The organism is Roseateles sp. GW821-FHT09B06 (assembly GCF_059418245.1).
This window is the reverse complement of the sequence record NZ_JBWKPM010000027.1, coordinates 1-13,283: the sequence shown is the minus strand read 5'-3', so window position 1 is coordinate 13,283 and position 13,283 is coordinate 1. Positions and strand designations below refer to the sequence as shown.

Annotated in this window: 15 protein-coding genes; 7 read left to right on the top strand and 8 right to left on the bottom strand. The window is 71.1% G+C overall.

All coding sequences use genetic code 11. The annotated features are described in order from the left end of the window. Nucleotides 1-4: 4 nt before the first annotated feature. Entirely contained in the window at nucleotides 5-655 is a 651-nt protein-coding gene (locus tag AC07OQ_RS19520; protein ID WP_495054810.1) for an ankyrin repeat domain-containing protein, read from the bottom strand. A 136-nt stretch (nucleotides 656-791) separates the two neighbouring features. Here AC07OQ_RS19520 and AC07OQ_RS19515 point away from each other — a divergent pair, with 136 nt between their 5' ends. Beyond that, the gene (locus tag AC07OQ_RS19515; RefSeq protein ID WP_495054809.1) at nucleotides 792-1,649 is read left to right on the top strand and encodes a LysR family transcriptional regulator; all 858 of its coding nucleotides are present in this window, start codon (nucleotides 792-794) and stop codon (nucleotides 1,647-1,649) included. A gap of 118 nt (nucleotides 1,650-1,767) precedes the next feature. On the opposite strand, the gene AC07OQ_RS19510 is transcribed toward AC07OQ_RS19515, so the two are convergent. Then, on the bottom strand, nucleotides 1,768-2,670 hold the full coding sequence (locus AC07OQ_RS19510) for a hypothetical protein (RefSeq protein WP_495054808.1): 903 nt from the start codon (nucleotides 2,668-2,670) through the stop codon (nucleotides 1,768-1,770). A gap of 99 nt (nucleotides 2,671-2,769) precedes the next feature. Between AC07OQ_RS19510 and AC07OQ_RS19505 the strand changes: the two genes are divergently transcribed. Continuing rightward, nucleotides 2,770-3,186: a PaaI family thioesterase gene (locus AC07OQ_RS19505; RefSeq protein WP_495054807.1), complete on the top strand. Its 417-nt coding sequence runs from the start codon at nucleotides 2,770-2,772 to the stop codon at nucleotides 3,184-3,186. Nucleotides 3,187-3,188: 2 nt separating this feature from the next. On the opposite strand, the gene AC07OQ_RS19500 is transcribed toward AC07OQ_RS19505, so the two are convergent. From AC07OQ_RS19500 to AC07OQ_RS19490, 3 genes are read right to left on the bottom strand one after another with little or no spacing between them, the layout of a single operon-like run. Beyond that, nucleotides 3,189-4,223 carry an isopenicillin N synthase family dioxygenase gene (locus AC07OQ_RS19500; RefSeq protein ID WP_495054806.1) on the bottom strand — a complete coding sequence of 345 codons (1,035 nt, stop codon included), beginning with the start codon at nucleotides 4,221-4,223 and terminating at the stop codon, nucleotides 3,189-3,191. Beyond that, nucleotides 4,220-5,410, bottom strand: coding sequence for a trans-sulfuration enzyme family protein (locus AC07OQ_RS19495; protein WP_495054805.1), 1,191 nt, complete (start codon nucleotides 5,408-5,410; stop codon nucleotides 4,220-4,222). Before AC07OQ_RS19495 ends, AC07OQ_RS19500 begins: the two co-directional genes overlap by 4 nt. Next, the gene (locus AC07OQ_RS19490) at nucleotides 5,407-6,807 is read right to left on the bottom strand and encodes a pyridoxal-phosphate dependent enzyme (protein WP_495054804.1); all 1,401 of its coding nucleotides are present in this window, start codon (nucleotides 6,805-6,807) and stop codon (nucleotides 5,407-5,409) included. Before AC07OQ_RS19490 ends, AC07OQ_RS19495 begins: the two co-directional genes overlap by 4 nt. A gap of 254 nt (nucleotides 6,808-7,061) precedes the next feature. Between AC07OQ_RS19490 and AC07OQ_RS19485 the strand changes: the two genes are divergently transcribed. Both AC07OQ_RS19485 and AC07OQ_RS19480 read left to right on the top strand, forming a co-directional pair. Further along, nucleotides 7,062-7,625: a thioredoxin family protein gene (locus tag AC07OQ_RS19485; RefSeq protein WP_495054803.1), complete on the top strand. Its 564-nt coding sequence runs from the start codon at nucleotides 7,062-7,064 to the stop codon at nucleotides 7,623-7,625. A gap of 12 nt (nucleotides 7,626-7,637) precedes the next feature. Continuing rightward, nucleotides 7,638-7,760, top strand: coding sequence for a hypothetical protein (locus AC07OQ_RS19480; protein ID WP_495054802.1), 123 nt, complete (start codon nucleotides 7,638-7,640; stop codon nucleotides 7,758-7,760). A 24-nt stretch (nucleotides 7,761-7,784) separates the two neighbouring features. Here the strand turns inward: AC07OQ_RS19480 and AC07OQ_RS19475 are convergent, their stop codons facing one another. The 3 genes from AC07OQ_RS19475 to AC07OQ_RS19465 all read right to left on the bottom strand — a co-directional run bounded on the left by AC07OQ_RS19475 (nucleotide 7,785) and on the right by AC07OQ_RS19465 (nucleotide 10,153). Further along, nucleotides 7,785-8,525 (bottom strand): response regulator, encoded by a 741-nt coding sequence (locus tag AC07OQ_RS19475; RefSeq protein WP_495054801.1) that lies wholly within the window; start codon nucleotides 8,523-8,525, stop codon nucleotides 7,785-7,787. 141 nt (nucleotides 8,526-8,666) lie between these two features. Continuing rightward, on the bottom strand, nucleotides 8,667-9,686 hold the full coding sequence (locus AC07OQ_RS19470; RefSeq protein ID WP_495054800.1) for an alpha/beta fold hydrolase: 1,020 nt from the start codon (nucleotides 9,684-9,686) through the stop codon (nucleotides 8,667-8,669). 47 nt (nucleotides 9,687-9,733) lie between these two features. Beyond that, nucleotides 9,734-10,153, bottom strand: coding sequence for an organic hydroperoxide resistance protein (locus AC07OQ_RS19465; RefSeq protein WP_495054799.1), 420 nt, complete (start codon nucleotides 10,151-10,153; stop codon nucleotides 9,734-9,736). Between the two features lie 354 nt (nucleotides 10,154-10,507). Between AC07OQ_RS19465 and AC07OQ_RS19460 the strand changes: the two genes are divergently transcribed. The 3 genes from AC07OQ_RS19460 to AC07OQ_RS19450 form a co-directional block, all read left to right on the top strand. Then, on the top strand, nucleotides 10,508-11,116 hold the full coding sequence (locus tag AC07OQ_RS19460; RefSeq protein WP_495054798.1) for a 2-hydroxychromene-2-carboxylate isomerase: 609 nt from the start codon (nucleotides 10,508-10,510) through the stop codon (nucleotides 11,114-11,116). Then, nucleotides 11,113-12,465: a sensor histidine kinase gene (locus tag AC07OQ_RS19455; RefSeq protein WP_495054797.1), complete on the top strand. Its 1,353-nt coding sequence runs from the start codon at nucleotides 11,113-11,115 to the stop codon at nucleotides 12,463-12,465. Before AC07OQ_RS19460 ends, AC07OQ_RS19455 begins: the two co-directional genes overlap by 4 nt. A 12-nt stretch (nucleotides 12,466-12,477) precedes the next feature. Next, the coding region (locus AC07OQ_RS19450) for a cytochrome c biogenesis CcdA family protein (RefSeq protein ID WP_495054796.1) at nucleotides 12,478-13,283 on the top strand (806 nt) is incomplete at its 3' end.

Genomic DNA, 13,283 nt, shown 5'->3' with positions numbered 1-13,283 from the left:
CCCATCAGCGCGCCCCCGCCGCTTCGAGCTGGGCCACGACCTCGCCCTGGCCCAGCCTGCGCGCATGCGCCAGCGCCGTGACGCCCTCGCGGTCCGCCAGATCCAGGCGCGCGCCCGCGGCGATCAGCAGCGCGGTGATCTCCACATAGGGCGCCGTGCCGTTGCCCAGGATCACCGTCTCCAGCAGGCCGGTCCAGCCCAGCCGGTTGACATGATCGACGTCGACGCCGGCCTCGATCAGGGTGCGCACCGTCGCCACATGGCCGCGCTCGCAGGCCGGTATCAGCGCCGTGCCGCCGTAGCGATTGGTGCTCTTCAGATCGGCGCCATGGGCCAGGGTCAGGCGCAGGATCTCGAGATGGCCACGCGCACCGGCAAACAGATAGGGGCTGTCCTCGATGCGGTCCTTGGCGTTGACGTTGGCGCCGGCCTCGATCAACAGCCGCGCCGTCGCGACATGATTGCCATGGGTGGCCGCCAGCAGGGCGCTGCGCCCGCTGGCGTCACGCTGCTCGATGTCCGCGCCGTTGTCCAGCAGCCGCTGCACGGTCGGGGTGTTGCCCGCCTCGGCCGCCATCACCAGCAGCTCGCCCTCCGAAACCGCGTAGGCCGGCGCGGCCACCGCCGCCGCTGTCGTCATCATCAGTGCTGCCATCAAACTGTTTCCACCACTCATCGCTGTGCCGCCTTCGGGCAGCGCCATGCCGCCCCATGACCGGGAAGAATAGTGATTGCACACACGATTCTGAAATTAAATAATCGCATCCACTTCAGTGGATAAGTGAATACATATGTACGACCCGCAGCTGCTGCGCGCCTTCGTCGCGGTGGTCGAGTCCGGCGGATTCACCCGCGCGGCCCAGGCCCTGCACCTGACCCAGTCGACCGTCAGCCAGCAGCTGCGTCGGCTCGAGGACGAGGCCGGGCAGATCCTGCTGGACCGCAGCGAGCGGCGCGTCCGCACCACCCAGGCCGGCGAGCGCCTGCTGGGCTATGCGCGCCGCCTGCTGGCCCTGGGCGCCGAGGCCCGCGCCGCGATGAGCCAGCAGACCGAGCCGCTGGAGCTGATACGGCTGGGCGTGCCCGAGGACCTGGCCGGCGCGCTGCTGACGCCGGTGCTGTCGGCCTTCGCCCGCCAGCGCGAGGGGTTGCGCCTGTCCGTCAGCAGCGGCCTGAGCGCCGACCTCATTGCCGGCTACGAGCGTGGCGACTACGACGTGATACTGGCCAAGCAAAGACGCGCCGAAGGCCTGCGCTCCTGGCCCGAGCAGGCCGTCTGGGTCGACAGCCGCCAGCACCCCTGCCTGCAGCGCGACCCGCTGCCGCTGGCCGTGTTCCCGGACGGCGGCCTGTACCGCGAGGAGATGTTCGAGGCGCTCGATGTGAGGCGCCTGCGCTGGCATATCGGTTACTGCAGCGGCAGCCTGGCCAGCCTGCAGGCCGCCGTCGCCGACGGCCTCGGAATCAGCCTGCTGCCGCAACGCGCCGTACGCGCCGGCCATCGCGTGCTGGGCGAGGCCGACGGCCTGCCGGCCCGCCATCCGATGCGACTGGCCCTGCACCACCCGGCCGGCGCCTCGGCCACCACGCTGGCCCTGGTGCAGCAGTTGGTGCGGCGCTGCGATGAGCTCGCGGTGTCGCCGGAATAGGACCTCGGTCAACACAGCGTTTGAGCGCCGGAGTCCCCTGCACGCCAATACAGTCGCATTTCAAGGGCCGCGCCCCGGACATCGGCGTTTCCCCTGGCGTTCTATTACCGCCCCGAGGCTAGGCGGGCGCCAGGCCCCAGCCCATGCGGGAGCGGATGTCGTGGAACATCGCCACCGGCGCGGCCCGGCCCGGTTCGACGACCGGGTCGAGGTCGAGCGTGGCGAACTGCACCAGGGCCAGCGCCGCCGAGGCGCCGGCGCCGATCGCCCCGCCGGTGGCGAAGCCCAGGCCGATGCCGAACAGCGTGAAGGCGAACTTCCAGCGCACCTTGGCCCAGGCCGCCTGCACCGCCGCGTTGTAGACGCCGGTCAGCTCGTCCAGCAAGGCCACGGCCGCGTCCGGCGGCAGCCCCTTGCGCGCCATCGTCTCCTGCCAGTCGAACAGGGCCGCACGGTGCGCCCGGAACGCCGCATTGCGCGAGAGCTCGCAGGCCTGGCGCAGGATGTCGTCCACATCGTCGGCCGCAGCCAGCGCCGGCACGGCCAGCCGGCGGCTCAGCAGCCAGGCTTGCGCGGCCACATGCGCCCGGGGCGCATCGAGATGGAAATCGGCGGCCAGCGCCGCCGCCGAGTTGTAGGCCGCGATCACCTCGACATGCTGCACGCCGGCCAGCTTCTCCAGCACCTGCTCCTGGGCCAGGATCCGGCGGGTCATCGCATGGCTGTCGACATGCTGGGCGTCGGCGCGCTCGGCCAGCAGCTGGGCCCTGCGGCTCTGGAATTCCGCGCGCCGCGCGGCGTTCCAGGGCCGGCAGACCGCCAGTTCCTCCAGCTGGTCCAGGCGCCGGCGCTGCAGCTCAGGGGCCCAGCCGCGCTGCTCCCAGTAGGCCCGCTCGTCGCGGTCGGGCTGGCCGGACATGACCGGCAGCACCAGCCGGTCGTAGAGCAGCACATTGGCGGCCAGCGCGCCCGCATCGATGTGATCCGCGACCGACAGCGATCCCCAGCGTTCGATGGCCATGGCACGACTCCTCGGCGGGGCGCATACCCGCCTGCGCGCGCGGCAGCATATACCTGGGCAGAATGACCGCCATCGCAACCTCGGCATTCCGACCCACCCATGACCGTCACCCCCGAACAACTGAACGCCCGCGGCGCTGCCAAGCTGCCCGGCCATCTGGGCATCGTCATCACCCAGGCCGAGCCCGGCCGGATCCGCGCCGAGCTGCCGGTGGCGCCGCATCTGATGGCGCCCAACGGCTATCTGCACGCCGGCAGCGTCGTCACCCTGGCCGACACCGCCTGCGGCTACGGCTGCATCGCCAGCCTGCCCGAGGGCGCGCAGAGCTTCACCACCGTCGAGCTGAAGTCCAACCACCTGGGCACCGCGCTCGAGGGCCTGATCGAGGTCGTCGCCACGCTGGCGCATGACGGCCGCAGCACCCAGGTCTGGGACGCCGTGGTGACGCACCGCGAGACCGGCAAGACCATCGCGCTGTTCCGCTGCACCCAGATGATCCTCTACCCCCGGGCCTGAGCTCAGAGCACCTGCCGGCCCAGTTCCGGAAACACCTTGCCGACCTTGGCCATCAGGTAGGCGCCGTAGCTGCCCTCGAAGGCGTGGACGCTGGCGCCGTCCCAGCGCCAGCGCGCATCCTCCTCGGCCGGCGGCAGGCCTTCGATGGGCTGCACGCGGGCGAAGAAGTTGGGATCGAAGAACAGCGGGAAGGAGAGCCGGTCGCGCCCGCTGATGTTCAGGCGCACGCGGTGCGGCGTCGAGCGGTACAGGCCGCGCGTCATGCGGTCCAGCATGTCGCCGATATTGCAGACGAAGCTGTGCTCGATCGGCGGAGCCTCGATCCAGCCCTCGCGGGTCTTGACCTGCAGGCCGCCGGTGTCGTCCTGGTGAAGCAGGGTCAGCAGGCCGTAGTCGGTGTGCTCGCCGACGCCCCATTGCACATCGGAGCCGGCCGGCACGGGCCGGCTCGGGTAGTTGAAGAGGCGGAACAGCAGCAGCGGGTCGGCGGTGTAGCGGGTCGCGAAATAGTCCTGCGGCAGGGCCAGGCTCAGCGCGATGCCGCGCATCACCGCATGACCCACGCCGGTCAGCGCGGCCATGTAGTCCAGCACCGCCTGGCGCAGGCCCGGCACCGCGGCCTCGGGCCAGAGATTGGGTCCGTGCAGCGGCGTGCCGGCGCGCACCAGCTCATGGTCCGGTGCCAGCTCGGTGCCGAGGTAGAGACCCTCCTTCCAGTCCGGCCGGCCCGAGGTCAGCTCGCCGCCGGTCTTGAAATAGCCGCGCCAGGCGCGCCCGCCCTCGCTCATCGGCCAGCGCAGCTTCTGGCTTTCGGGCAGGGCGAAGAACTGCCGACTCAGCGCCTCCAGCCGCGCGATCAGCGCCGGCGCCACGCCATGGCCGGTGATGTAGAAGAAGCCATGCGCGCGGCAGGCGGCGTTGATCTGCAGCGCGATCGCGTCGAGCGCGGCCGCGTCCAGCACCACCGTCCGGTCCAGCAGCGGCGCGATGTCGATCAGCGGCAGCTCGTGCTGCAGGTCCAGGGGGTCGCGTCTCACAATGCCTCCAGCCCCGCCGCCAGGTCGCGCTTCAGGTCTTCGACATCCTCGATGCCCACCGAGATGCGCACCAGCGCGTCGCCGATCCCGAGGCGTGCGCGCTGCTCGGCCGGGATCGAGGCATGGGTCATCAGCGCCGGCAGCGAGATCAGGCTCTCGACCCCGCCCAGGCTCTCGGCCAGCGCAAAGATCTCGACCCGCTCCAGGAAGCGGCGTGCGCCGGCCAGGTCGGTGTCCAGCGCGATGCTGATCATGCCGCCGCCGCCGCGCTGCTGCTTGCGCGCCAGCGCGTACTGCGGATGCGTGACCAAGCCGGGGTAATGCACGCGCCGCACCTTGGCCTGGCGCTCCAGCCATTCGGCGATCTGCTGGGCGCTCTCGTTGTGGCGCTGCATGCGCAGGGCCAGGGTCTTCAGGCCGCGCAGCGCCAGGAAGCTGTCGAAGGGCCCGGCCACCGAACCGACCGCGTTGTGCAGGAACTCCAGCTGCTCGCGCACGGCCGCCTGGCGCGGCTCGTCGCCCACCACGATCACGCCGCTGATCACGTCGCTGTGTCCGTTCAGATACTTGGTGGCCGAGTGCAGCACCACATCGAAGCCCAGCTCCAGCGGGCGCTGCGACCAGGGGCTGGCGAAGGTGTTGTCGGCCACCGCCAGCGCCTGCCCATGCGCGCGCGCGAGAGCGCCGACGGCCTGCAGATCGGTCAGCTTCATCATCGGATTGCTGGGGGTCTCGATCCAGATCAGGCGCGTCTCGGGCCGCAGCGCGGCGGCGACGTTGCCGGCCTCGCTGCTGTCCACATAAGTCACCTGAAGCCCGGCGCTGTGCTTGCGCACGCGCTCGAAGAGCCGGTAGCTGCCGCCATAGAGATCGTCGCCGGCCACGATGTGCGAGCCGGCCGGCAGGGTGTCCAGCAGGGTGGCCATCGCGGCCAGGCCGGACGAGAAGGCATAGCCCTGCGCGCCGCCCTCGAGGCTGGCGACGGCGCGCTCGTAGGCCTGGCGCGTCGGGTTGTGGGTGCGGCCGTACTCGTAGCCCTTGTGCACGCCCGGGCTCTGCTGGCGGTAGGTCGAGGTGGCATAGATCGGCGGCATCACCGCGCCGGTCAGCGGGTCGGGCTGCTGGCCGCCGTGGATGGCCCGGGTGTCGAAGGCCAGAGAGGTCAGAGACTTGGGATCGTGACTCATGTCAGGGTCTTTCTCAGATGGTTGAGCAGGTCGAAGCGGGTGACAAAGCCATGGAAGCCGCCCTTGCCGTCGGCAATCACCGCCACCAGGCCGGTCTTCAGCTGCGCGATCAGCGCGGCCAGCGGCGCGTCGGGCGCGAGCGTCGTCACCTCGCGGTTCATCGCGGCGCCGACCAGGTGGCGGAAATGGCTGGGATCCTCGTGCAGCCCGGCCAGCAGGTCGGACTCGTCCAGCAGGCCGACCAGCCGGCCATGCTCGTCCAGCACCGGCAGCTGCGAGATGTCGGCCTGGCGCATGCGCGCGAAGGCGGTCAGCAGGGTGTCGTCGGGACCGACGCTGACCACCGCGCCGTCCTTGGCCGGGCGCGCGATCAGGTCGCGCAGGTCGCCCAGGGGTTTGCGCCTCAGCAAGCCCTGGTCGAACATCCAGGCATCGCTGTAGACCTTGGACAGATAGCGCGTGCCGGTATCGCAGACGAAGGTGACGACGCGCTTGGGCTCCTGCTGCTCGCGGCAGTAGCGCAGCGCCGCGGCCAGCAGGGTGCCGGTCGAACTGCCCGCCAGGATGCCCTCGGCGCGGTAGAGCTCGCGCGCGGTGGCGAAGCTCTCCTCGTCGCCGATCGCGTAGGCCCGGCGCACGCCGCTGAGGTCGGCGATCGGCGGCACGAAATCCTCGCCGATGCCCTCCACGGCCCAGGAGCCGGCCGCGCCGAAGCTGCCGGTCTCCACATAGTCCTTCAGCACCGAGCCGGCCGGGTCGGCCAGCACCATGTCCAGGCCCGGCCGCACCTTGGCGAAGAAGCGCGACAGGCCCGTGATCGTGCCACCCGAGCCGACGCCGCAGACGACGGCATCGAGCTGGTGGCCCATCTGCTGCCAGATCTCGGGGCCGGTGGTGGTCTCGTGGGCCAGCGGGTTGGCCGGGTTGTTGAACTGGTCGGCATACCAGGCGCCGGGGATCTCGGCGGCCAGCTTGGCGGCCAGGTCCTGGTAATAGGCCGGATGGCCCTTGCCCACGTCGGAGCGGGTCAGGTGGATCTCGGCGCCCAGGGCCTTGAGCTGCTGGATCTTCTCGGTCGACATCTTGTCCGGCACCACCAGCTGCACCCGGTAGCCCTTGGCCCGCGCGACCAGCGCCAGACCCAGGCCGGTGTTGCCGGCCGTGGCCTCCAGCACCGTGCCGCCGGGCGGGATCAGGCCTTCGCGCTCGGCCGCCTCGATCATCGACAGGCCGATGCGGTCCTTGATCGAGCCGCCGGGATTCTGCGACTCCAGCTTCAGGAACAACTGGCAGGGCCCGGTGTCGAGCCGGCGCACCGGCAGCAGCGGGGTGTTGCCGATCAGGTCCAGCACCGCGGGGCGGGGCGGCAGGGGCTCCTGCTGCGGGGAGGGGGTCATCGAGCGCTCCTTCCTTGGTCACTGATGGCGGCCGCAAGTTTGCGCCTATTTGGGCGTTTCCGCCCGCATCAGCGGTAACGCTTTGCCCGGCGCTCCCGGCACGCCGGACCCGCCGCCGGGGCGGCGCAGGAAACATAGTGTGGGCACTGCACCGCCCGGATACACGGACATACACCGAACGAACCCAAGCGCGCCTGGATCGCCAAGAATCCACGCATCCGGGCGCTCACAGCCCCCTTTCCGAGGTTCCCATCATGCAGTTCAGACTCCACACCCCCCTCGTCGTCGCGGCCACGGCGGTATCGCTGGCCGCCCTGGCCTTCGCCGCGGCCCCGTCGGGCCCCGGTGGGGCGAACGGCCAGACCGCGCGAGCGGCGCCCGACTTCCAGGGGATCTCCAACTGGCTCAACTCGCCGCCCCTGAAGATGACGGAGTTGCGCGGCAAGGTCGTGCTGGTCGACTTCTGGACCTACACCTGCATCAACTGCCTGAACCACCTGCCCTATGTGCAGGACTGGCACGCGAAGTACAAGGACCAGGGCCTGGTCGTGGTGGGCGTGCACACGCCGGAATTCGCCTACGAGAAGTCCACCAAGAACGTCGAGGAGGCGATCCGCAAGCTGAAGGTCCGGCATGCGGTCGCGCAGGACAACGACTACGCGACCTGGAAGGCCTTCAACAACCGCTACTGGCCCGCCATCTACCTGATCGACCGCGACGGCAAGATCGTCTACTCGCATTTCGGCGAGGGCCGCTACGCCCAGACCGAAGCCAAGATCCAGGCCCTGCTGGCCCAGCCGCCTGCCGCCGGGTCCTGAGCGATGGCAGCGATGCGCAAGCTCTGGTTCGCCCTGCTCTTCCTGATGGGCGGCATCTCGCACGAGATCCGCCATCCGACGCAGTGCCACAGCATCACCAGCCGTTTTTCCGCGACGCCGCGGCGGCGCGGCTGACGCGCGGCCTGCGGCCGAGGCTCGTCAGTCCTGCGCCTCGACCGTCGCGGCGAAGACATAGCCCTCGCTGCGCACGGTCTTGATGTAGCGCGGCTCGCGCGCATCCTCGCGCAGGCGCTGGCGCAGGCGGCTGACCAGCAGATCGATCGAGCGCTCGAACAGCTCGGCCTCGCGGCCCTGGGTCAGGCTCAGCAGCTGGTCGCGGCTCAGCACGCGCTGCGGATGGTCGAGGAAGACGCGCAGCAGCCGGTACTCGGCACCGCTCAGCGCCACCACCAGGCCGCTGGCATCGACCAGATGGCGCGCCGTCGTGTCCACCTGCCATTCGCCGAAGGCCAGCGTCTGCGCATCCTCGGTCGAGCGCATGTTCGGCGGCAGCATGCGGGTGCGGCGCAGCACGGAGCGCAGCCGGGCCAGCAGTTCGCGCGCCGCGAAGGGCTTGGCCAGGTAGTCGTCGGCGCCCATCTCCAGGCCGAGGATGCGGTCGGCCTCGTCGCCGCGCGCCGTCAGCATCAGGATGGGAATGGCCTTGTACTTGCCCGAGCGCAGGTCGCGGCACAGCGACAGCCCGTCCTCGCCCGGCAGCATCAGATCCAGGATGATCAGATCGAAGGGCCCCGATTCCTCCAGCGCCGCGCGCATATGGCGCCCGGTGGGCACCGCGACGACCCGCAGGCCGTTCTTCACCAGATAGGTGCTCAGCAGCTCGCGGATCTCGCGGTCGTCGTCGACGATCAGCACATGGTCGGAAGTCTTGGGCAGCATGGCGGCAGGCGGCGCGGCAGGCGCCGTCGAGAGGAAAATCCTGCAGCAATGTAGCCGGCCCGGGGCCTGCTTGCACAGGCTTTGTATGCCCATGTATCCGGCCGGAGCCGAATACACAGACCTACACGTTCGGGCCCGGACTCAGCGGCGCGCCGAGGCCAGCTCCAGGACCGCGTCGGCGAAGGCCTGCGGGGCCTCCAGCGGCACATTGTGTCCGGCGTTGACGATGCGATGCGAGCGCGGGCCGGTGAACTTCGCGGCATAGGCCTTGCCGTCGGTCGCCGGCACGACGCCGTCCGAATCGCCGTCCATCGTGATCGTCGGCACGCCGATGGTCGGCAGGGTCGCCAGGCGCTTCTCCCAGGCCTCGTACTGCGGGAAGCCGGGCGCCAGGCTCAGGCGCCAGCGGTAGTTGTGGATGACGATCTGCACATAGTCCGGGTTGTCGAAGGAGGCCGCGGTGCGCTCGAAGACCGCCTCGTCCCAGCGCCATTTGGGCGAGTTGGTGTTCCAGAGGATGCGCGCGATGTCGCGCCGGTTGGCCTCCAGGCCCTGGCGGCCGCGCTCGGTGGCGAAGTAGTACTGGTACCACCAGCCATGCTCGACCTTGGCCGGCAGCGGACGCAGATTGCCCGGCAGATTGGTCATGATGTAGCCGTTCACCGACAGCAGACCCAGGCAGCGCTCGGGCCACAGGGCCGCGATGATGCAGGCCGTGCGGGCGCCCCAGTCGTAGCCGACGATCACGGCGCGCTCGATCTTCAGCGCGTCGAGCAGCGCGATCTGATCCAGCGCCACGGCCGCCTGCTGGGCCGAGCGCGGGTTGTCGGCATCCAGGAAGCGCGTGCTGCCATGGCCGCGCAGATGCGGCACGATCACCCGGCAGCCGCGCGCGGCCAGCAGCGGCGCCACGTCCGCATAGCTGTGGATGTCGTAGGGGTAGCCGTGCAGCAGCAGCACGGGAATGCCGTCGGCGGGGCCGGCCTCGTAATAGCCGACATCCAGCTCGCCGGCACGGATCTGCCGGATCGGGGTGAGCGGCTGCGCCGCGGCCGGGGCGGCGGTGGCCGTGCCCATGAAGCCGAGCTCGGCGGCCACGGCGCCGGCGATCGCGCCGCCCAGGAGCCGGCGGCGCTGCGGGTTGATGACTGCGTCAGACATGATGATGTTCTCGCTGTCGGGTTTGGAGCTTGCGCGAGGGCGCCGGCTCAGACCAGCTCGATCACGACGTCGATATTGTCGCGCGTGGCCTTGGAGTAGGGGCAGGTCTGGTGGGCCATCGCCACCAGGGCCTCGGCGGACTCGCTCGCCACGCCGGGCAGGCTGACCTTGAGGCGCGCGCTCAGGCAGTAGCCCTCGCCGCTCTTGACCAGGCTCATCTCGGTGTCCACATGCAGGTCGGCCGGCAGGGTCAGCTCCAGCTTTTTCGCCGCAAACCCGAGCGCGCCGATGAAGCAGGCGGACCAGCCGACCGCGAACAGCTGCTCGGGATTGGTGCCGGGCTTGCCGGAGCCGGGCGGGCTGAGCTTGACGTCGAGCGCGCCGTCGCTGGAGGTGCCGGCGCCGTCGCGGCCACCGGTGGTGCGGGTATGGGCGGTATACAGGACTTGGTCGACGGGGTTGATCATGGTGTGAGGCTCTTGTTGCGGTTTGCGGATGCGGCCCGGAAGGGGATGCCGCGCTGACGAGCCTCCATTGCAGCGCCCGGCTGTATCCGCGATGTGTCGAGCCTCCCATGGATTTGCATGCCGCTGTGTGCGCGCCGCGGGCCGGATACAGTGGCATACACAAGCAGCGCGGCCGCGGCGCGCGGGCCGCAAGAATGCCGCGCCGGGCCCGAATGAAAAGTACTGTGTGGCCGGCGCGGCCCGGATACACGCCCGTACATGGAATCGCCCCGGACCGGGCCGCAGCGCCTATAAACCAGTCCGTGCAGTGCCGCCCCGGCGCCGCCCCACCCGCAACCCGCCACGGAGAATCCCTTGAGCCGCGTGATCGACTACTACTTCGCCCCGCACAGCCCCTGGACCTATCTGGGGCATGCGCGCTTCGCCGCCATCGCCCGCGAGACCGGCGCCACCGTGCGGGTACTGCCGATCGACCTGAACGCGCTGTTCGCGGTCTCGGGCGGCGTGCCGCTGGCCCAGCGGCCGGCCCAGCGCCAGGCCTACCGCCTGGTCGAGCTGCAGCGCTTCGCCAAGCATCTGGCGCTGCCGATGAACCTGCAGCCGGCCTTCTTCCCGGTCGTGCCGCACCCGGCCGCCCTGCTGATCGTCGCGGTGGATCTGCACGACGGCGCCGAGGCGGCGCTGCGCCTGGCCGGCGCGGTGTTCGCGGCCGTCTGGGCCCAGCAGCGCAATATCGCCGACCCGGCCGTGCTGGCCGAGCTGCTGGCCGAATGCGGCCTGCCGGCCGAGCGCGCATTGCAGGCCCGGGCCGCCGAGGTGCAGGCCCGCTACGAGGACAACACGCGCCGCGCCATCGAGGCCCAGGTGTTCGGCGCGCCCAGCTATGTGATCGACGGCGAGATCTTCTGGGGCCAGGACCGGCTGGACTTCGTCCGCCAGGCGCTGGAGCGCGCCGCATCATGAGCGGCGCCGCCGTGGCGCGCGCGCTGGGCCGGCTGGCCCCGCGCTCGCTGTTCGCCCGCGTCACGCTGATCATCGTCGTGGGCCTGGCGGGCGCGCAGCTGCTGACCTTTGCCGCGATCCGCGTCGAGCGCGACATGGCGCTGCGCGAGCTGATGATGGCCGGCATCGAGCGCGACATCGCCAGCTCGGTGGCCATCCTCGACCGCCTGCCGGCCGCCGAGCGCCCGGCCTGGCTGGCCCGGCTGGAGCGGCGCAACTACCGCTTCGCGCTGGACGGCGAGAAGGGCGAGGACCCCGGCGGCCCGCCGGTGTCCGACACGGCCCGGCAGTTCGCCGCGGTGCTGGTCGACGCGCTGCGCCCCTTCGAGGTGCTCAAGGTCGCGCAGATGATGGAGCTGGGGATCGCGGCGTACGACCGTCTGCGGCTCGATGTCCGGCTGTCGGACGGCAGCACCCTGCTGATCCACGCCCGGCGCGTCGACATGCCGGTGTCGAGCTGGGTGCTGTGGACGCTGCTGGCCCAGCTGGTGGTGCTGGCCCTGTGCGGCTGGCTGGCCGTGCGCCTGGTGACGCGGCCGCTGGCCCGGCTGGCCGCCGCCGCCGACGAGCTGGGCCCCGACCTGCAGCCGCATCGGCTCGCGGAGGACGGCCCGACCGAGGTGGCCTATGCCTCGCGCGCCTTCAACGCGATGCAGCAGCGCATCGCCGGCTACATGGCCGAGCGCGTCGAGATCCTGGCCGCGATCTCGCATGATCTGCAGACCCCGATCACCCGCATGCGCCTGCGCACCGACCTGATGGACAAGGAACCCGAGCGCGAGAAGTTCCGCCAGGACCTGGCCGCGATGCACGCGCTGGTGCGCGAGGGCGTCAGCTATGCGCGCACGCTGCACGGCATCACCGAGGAAACCTGCCGCATCGACGCCGACGCCCTGCTCGAGAGCATGGTCGCCGACTACGAGGATGCCGGCGAACCGGTGCGGCTGGAGGGCCGGGTCGGCGCGCCGCTCGTGACCCGCCCCATCGCGCTGCGCCGCATCCTCAGCAACCTGATCGACAACGCCCTGAAGTTCGGCAGCGACGTGCGCCTGCAGGTGCGGGCCGGCCCCGAGCGGCTGGAACTCAGCGTGCTGGACCGCGGCCCCGGCATACCCGCCGACCAGCTGGAGGCCGTGTTCAAGCCCTTCTACCGCGTCGAGGGCTCGCGCAACCGCAGCACCGGCGGCACGGGCCTGGGCCTGGCCATCGCCCAGCAGCTGGCGGTGGCGATGGGCGCCGAACTGAGCCTGCACAACCGCGCCGGCGGCGGGCTGGAAGCCCGCCTGCGGCTGCCGACGATCACCCTCTAGAGGCCGACGACCATGCTTGTCCTGACCCTTGTTATCGCCTATTTCGGTGGCGTGCTCACCATCCTGAGCCCCTGCATCCTGCCGGTGCTGCCCTTTGTGTTCGCGCGCGCCGACCGCCCCTTCGCCTCGCACGGGCTGCCGCTGCTGCTGGGCATGGCGCTGGCCTTTGCCGCCGTCGCCACGCTGGCGGCGGTGGGCGGCGCCTGGGTGGTGACGCTGAACGAATACGGGCGCTATGCGGCGCTCGCGCTCTTGGCCCTGTTCGGCGCCACCCTGCTGCTGCCCTCGCTCGCCGAGCGCCTGACGCGCCCGCTGGTGGCGCTCGGCGCGCGCCTGAGCGAGGAAGATGCGCCCGCCGGGCGCGCCCGGACCCCGCTGGCGCCGCTGCTGCTGGGCGTCGGCACCGGCCTGCTGTGGGCGCCCTGCGCGGGGCCGATCCTGGGCCTGATCCTGACCGGCGCGGCCATCAACGGTGCCAGCGCCGGCACCACCCTGCTGCTGCTCGCCTATGCGCTGGGCGCCTGCAGCTCGCTGGCCGCCGCACTGCTGTTCGGCGGGCGCCTGCTGGCGCGCATGAAGGGCTCGCTGCGCACCGGCGAACAGGTCCGGCGCCTCGTCGGCGCCGCCGTGCTGGCCGGCGTCGCGGCCATCGCGCTGGGCCTGGACACCGGCCTGCTGGCCCGGCTCTCGAGCGGCGGCGGCACGCAGACCCTGGAGCAGCGCCTGGTGGACTGGCTGGAGGCCCACCGGCCCGCGTCGCCGCGGCCCAAGCCCGTCACGCTGCTGCCCGAGGCGGCCGCCGCCACGCTCGCGCCGGC

Excerpts from the sequence above, each read along its gene's own strand:
- AC07OQ_RS19520 (WP_495054810.1), bottom strand. The coding sequence starts at position 655 with ATGGCAGCACTGATGATGACGACAGCGGCGGCGGTGGCCGCGCCGGCC.
- AC07OQ_RS19515 (WP_495054809.1), top strand. The coding sequence starts at position 792 with ATGTACGACCCGCAGCTGCTGCGCGCCTTCGTCGCGGTGGTCGAGTCC.
- AC07OQ_RS19510 (WP_495054808.1), bottom strand. The coding sequence starts at position 2,670 with ATGGCCATCGAACGCTGGGGATCGCTGTCGGTCGCGGATCACATCGAT.
- AC07OQ_RS19505 (WP_495054807.1), top strand. The coding sequence starts at position 2,770 with ATGACCGTCACCCCCGAACAACTGAACGCCCGCGGCGCTGCCAAGCTG.
- AC07OQ_RS19495 (WP_495054805.1), bottom strand. The coding sequence starts at position 5,410 with ATGAGTCACGATCCCAAGTCTCTGACCTCTCTGGCCTTCGACACCCGG.
- AC07OQ_RS19490 (WP_495054804.1), bottom strand. The coding sequence starts at position 6,807 with ATGACCCCCTCCCCGCAGCAGGAGCCCCTGCCGCCCCGCCCCGCGGTG.
- AC07OQ_RS19485 (WP_495054803.1), top strand. The coding sequence starts at position 7,062 with ATGCAGTTCAGACTCCACACCCCCCTCGTCGTCGCGGCCACGGCGGTA.
- AC07OQ_RS19480 (WP_495054802.1), top strand. The coding sequence starts at position 7,638 with ATGCGCAAGCTCTGGTTCGCCCTGCTCTTCCTGATGGGCGGCATCTCG.
- AC07OQ_RS19475 (WP_495054801.1), bottom strand. The coding sequence starts at position 8,525 with ATGCTGCCCAAGACTTCCGACCATGTGCTGATCGTCGACGACGACCGC.
- AC07OQ_RS19470 (WP_495054800.1), bottom strand. The coding sequence starts at position 9,686 with ATGTCTGACGCAGTCATCAACCCGCAGCGCCGCCGGCTCCTGGGCGGC.
- AC07OQ_RS19465 (WP_495054799.1), bottom strand. The coding sequence starts at position 10,153 with ATGATCAACCCCGTCGACCAAGTCCTGTATACCGCCCATACCCGCACC.
- AC07OQ_RS19455 (WP_495054797.1), top strand. The coding sequence starts at position 11,113 with ATGAGCGGCGCCGCCGTGGCGCGCGCGCTGGGCCGGCTGGCCCCGCGC.